This window comes from Kineosporia sp. A_224, from assembly GCF_002198655.1.
GTDB lineage: Bacteria > Actinomycetota > Actinomycetes > Actinomycetales > Kineosporiaceae > R-H-3.
The window spans coordinates 1-3,794 of the sequence record NZ_MWLN01000127.1; the positions used below are offsets into that span (position 1 = coordinate 1).

The following is a 3,794-nucleotide window of genomic DNA, read 5'->3' on the forward strand; positions in this document are numbered from 1 at the left end:
CCCCGCAGCACCCGCCCCTGCCACCGACGATTGAGGGAGAGACCCGCATGTCCGACGTCCCACCGCCGCCGCTGAGCGTCGAGGAGCTGCGACGGCTCGTCGCGAGCGGCTCCGTCGACACCGTTCTCGTCGTCTTCACCGACATGCAGGGCCGCCTGCAGGGCAAGCGCGTGCACGCGCAGTTCTTCCTGGACGACACGCTCGGCCACGGCACCGAGGGCTGCAACTACCTGCTCGCCGTGGACGTCGACATGAACACCGTCGACGGCTACTCGATGTCCTCGTGGGACACCGGGTACGGCGACTTCGTGTTCCGCCCCGACCTGTCGACGCTGCGCCCCGCGCCGTGGCTGCCCGGCACCGTCATGGTGCAGTGCGACCTCACGTGGCTCGACGGCTCGGACGTCGTCCAGTCGCCGCGGCAGATCCTGCTGCGCCAGGTGAAGCGCGCCGAGGCGATGGGCTTCGTCGCCCTGGCCGGCACCGAGCTCGAGTTCATGGTCTTCGACGACAGCTACGAGCAGGCGTGGGACAAGGGGTACCGCGACCTCACGCCGTCCAACCGGTACAACGTCGACTACTCGATCATCGGCACGACGCGGGTCGAGCCGCTGCTGCGCGACATCCGGAACATGATGCACCGGGCCGGTCTTGTCGTGGAGTCGGCCAAGGGCGAGTGCAACTACGGCCAGCACGAGATCGCCTTCAAGTACGCCGAGGTCGTGACGACGGCGGACCGGCACACCGTCTACAAGACGGCCGCCAAGGAGATCGCCGCCAACCACGGCAAGGCGTTGACCTTCATGTCGAAGGTCAACGAGCGCGAGGGCAACTCGTGCCACATCCACATGAGCCTGCGCGGGCTCGACGGCTCCATCGTCTTCGCCGACCCGGCCAGCCCCGACGGGCGCAGCGACCTCTTCAAGTCCTTCGTCGCAGGGGTGATGGCCTTCCTGCCGGACTTCTCGCTCCTCTACGCGCCGAACATCAACTCCTACAAGCGGTTCCAGCCGGGCAGCTTCGCGCCGACCGCGGTCGCCTGGGGCGAGGACAACCGCACGTGCGCTCTGCGGGTCGTCGGCAAGGGCCCGGCGCTGCGGGTCGAGAACCGGGTGCCGGGCGGGGACGTCAACCCCTACCTCGCGCTCGCCGCGATGCTCGGCTCCGGCCTGCAGGGCATCGAGCAGGACATGCAGCTCGAGCCGGCGCTCGTCGGCAACGGGTACGTCGCGGAGCGCACGCGGGTCGCGACGACGCTCAGGGCGGCCCGTGACGCGTTCACGCAGTCGCCCGTCGTCAAGACGATCCTCGGGGCGAGCGGGCCGCGCACCCCGGGCGCCGAGCTCGGCGGTGTCGCCGAGGAGCTGCGTGTCGCCGAGGAGGTCGTCCGGCACTACACGAACATGGCGGACGTCGAGCTGCGCGCCTACGACGCGGCCGTCACCGACTGGGAGCTCGTCCGCGGCTTCGAGCGGCTCTGACCCAACGGCCCGGCGAACCGGACCGCGACGAGACACCGTACGAGAGAAGGGTTCCCATGTCCGTCCTGCACGAGGTCGTGAACCCGGCGACCGAGGACGTCGTCACGACCGTCGAGCTGCTCGACGCCGCCGGCACCGACGCGGCGATCGCGCGGGCGCAGTCCGTCGCGAAGGCCTGGGCCGCCGTCACCCCGGCCGACCGGGCCCGCCTGCTGCGCCGGTTCGCCGACGCCGTCGACGGCGCGGTCGAGGAGCTGGCCCGGCTGGAGGTCAGCAACGCGGGCCACACCATCGGCAACGCGCGGTGGGAGGCCGGCAACGTCCGCGACGTCCTGCACTACTACGCGGGGGCGCCGGAGCGCCTGTTCGGCCGGCAGATCCCGGTCGCGGGCGGCGTCGACGTGACGTTCAAGGAGCCGATCGGCGTCGTCGGCGTCATCGTGCCGTGGAACTTCCCGATGCCGATCGCCGGCTGGGGCTTCGTACCCGCGCTTGCGGCGGGCAACCCGGTCGTGCTCAAGCCGGCCGAGCTCACCCCGCTCACGGCGATCCGGCTCGGCGAGCTCGCCCTCGAGGCCGGCATCCCCGAGGGCGTCTTCCAGGTGCTGCCCGGCAAGGGGTCCGTCGTCGGGCAGCGGTTCGTCGACCACCCCGGCGTCCGCAAGGTCGTCTTCACCGGGTCGACGACCGTCGGCACCGGGGTGATGGCCGGCTGCGCGCGGCAGGTCAAGCGGGTCACCCTCGAGCTCGGCGGCAAGAGCGCGAACGTCGTCTTCGCCGACGCCGACCTCGAGAAGGCCGCGGCGACGGCGCCGTACGGCGTCTTCGACAACGCCGGGCAGGACTGCTGCGCCCGGTCCCGGATCCTCGTCGAGCGCAGCGTCTACGAGAAGTTCCTCGGCCTCCTCGAGCCGGCCGTGCAGGGCGTCAAGGTCAAGGCGCCCGGCGAGGACGACGCCGAGATGGGCCCGCTCATCTCGGCGACCCAGCGCGCGACCGTCCGGTCGTACGTCGAGGAGGCGACCGAGCCCGTCGACGTCGCGTTCCGCGGCAGCGCACCGGAGGGGCCCGGCTACTGGTACCCGCCGACCGTCGTCCTGCCCCGGTCCGCGAGCGACCGGGTGTGGCGCGAGGAGGTCTTCGGGCCCGTCGTCGCCGTCCTGCCGTTCGACGACGAGGCGGACGCCGTCGCGAAGGCGAACGACAGCGAGTACGGGCTGTCGGGCTCGATCTGGACCCGGGACGTCGGCCGGGCGCTGCGCGTCTCGCGCGGCGTCGAGGCCGGCAACCTCTCGGTGAACTCGCACTCCTCGGTGCGGTACTCGACGCCGTTCGGCGGCTTCAAGCGCTCGGGCCTGGGGCGCGAGCTCGGCCCCGACGCGCTCGACGCGTTCACCGAGACCAAGAACGTCTTCATCGCCACCGACTGAGGCACGCGCCACGGTCGGCAGCTTCATCGGCAGCTTCATCGGCAGGTCATCGGCAGCTTCATCGGCAGGTCATCGGAAAGGAATGCAGTGGAACGACTTTCGGGCCGCGTCGCCGTCGTCACCGGCGGGGCGAGCGGGATCGGCGAGGCATCGGCGCGGCGGCTGGCGAGCGAGGGCGCGCACGTCGTCGTCGCCGACCTCAACGTCGACGCCGGCGAGGCGCTCGCCAAGGAGCTCGACGGGCTCTTCTTACGGGTCGACGTGACGAGCGAGGCCGACAACGAGGCGATGTACGCGGCGGCCGTCGAGAAGTACGGCCAGGTCGACATCGCCTTCCACAACGCGGGCATCTCCCCGCCGGACGACGACTCGATCCTCACCACGGGGATCGACGCCTGGCGCCGCGTCCAGGAGGTCAACCTCACGTCGGTCTACCTCGGCTGCAAGGCCGCGCTGCCGCACATGCTCAAGCGCAACAAGGGCTCGATCATCAACACGGCGTCGTTCGTCGCGACGCTCGGCGCGGCGACGAGCCAGATCTCGTACACCGCGAGCAAGGGCGGCGTCCTCGCGATGACCCGCGAGCTCGGCGTCCAGTTCGCCCGCGAGGGGGTGCGGGTCAACGCGCTCTCGCCCGGCCCGGTCGCGACGCCGCTGCTCATGGAGCTCTTCGCCTCCGACCCCGAGCGGGCGCAGCGCCGCCTCGTCCACGTGCCGATGGGCCGCTTCGCGCAGCCCGAGGAGATGGCCGCGGCGGTCGCGTTCCTCGCGAGCGACGACTCGTCGTTCATGACGGCGAGCAACTTCCTCGTCGACGGCGGCATCAGCGGGGCGTACGTCACCCCGCTCTGACGCCCCCCTCCGGGGACCCGCCCGCCCCGCA

3 protein-coding genes are annotated in these 3,794 nt (G+C 71.5%); all 3 read left to right on the forward strand.

Translation table 11 applies throughout. The annotated features are described in order from the left end of the window. The first annotated feature begins 47 nt into the window (after positions 1–47). The 3 genes from EDJALFJO_RS11485 (at position 48) to EDJALFJO_RS11495 (ending at position 3,763) form a co-directional block, all read left to right on the forward strand. Positions 48–1,481 (forward strand): glutamine synthetase family protein, encoded by a 1,434-nt coding sequence (locus EDJALFJO_RS11485; protein ID WP_088285281.1) that lies wholly within the window; start codon positions 48–50, stop codon positions 1,479–1,481. Positions 1,482–1,537: 56 nt separating this feature from the next. Further along, positions 1,538–2,911 carry an aldehyde dehydrogenase gene (locus tag EDJALFJO_RS11490; protein WP_088285283.1) on the forward strand — a complete coding sequence of 458 codons (1,374 nt, stop codon included), beginning with the start codon at positions 1,538–1,540 and terminating at the stop codon, positions 2,909–2,911. An 87-nt stretch (positions 2,912–2,998) separates the two neighbouring features. Beyond that, complete coding sequence (locus EDJALFJO_RS11495) at positions 2,999–3,763, forward strand: 3-oxoacyl-ACP reductase (RefSeq protein ID WP_088285285.1); 765 nt, start codon at positions 2,999–3,001, stop codon at positions 3,761–3,763. Positions 3,764–3,794 lie beyond the last annotated feature (31 nt).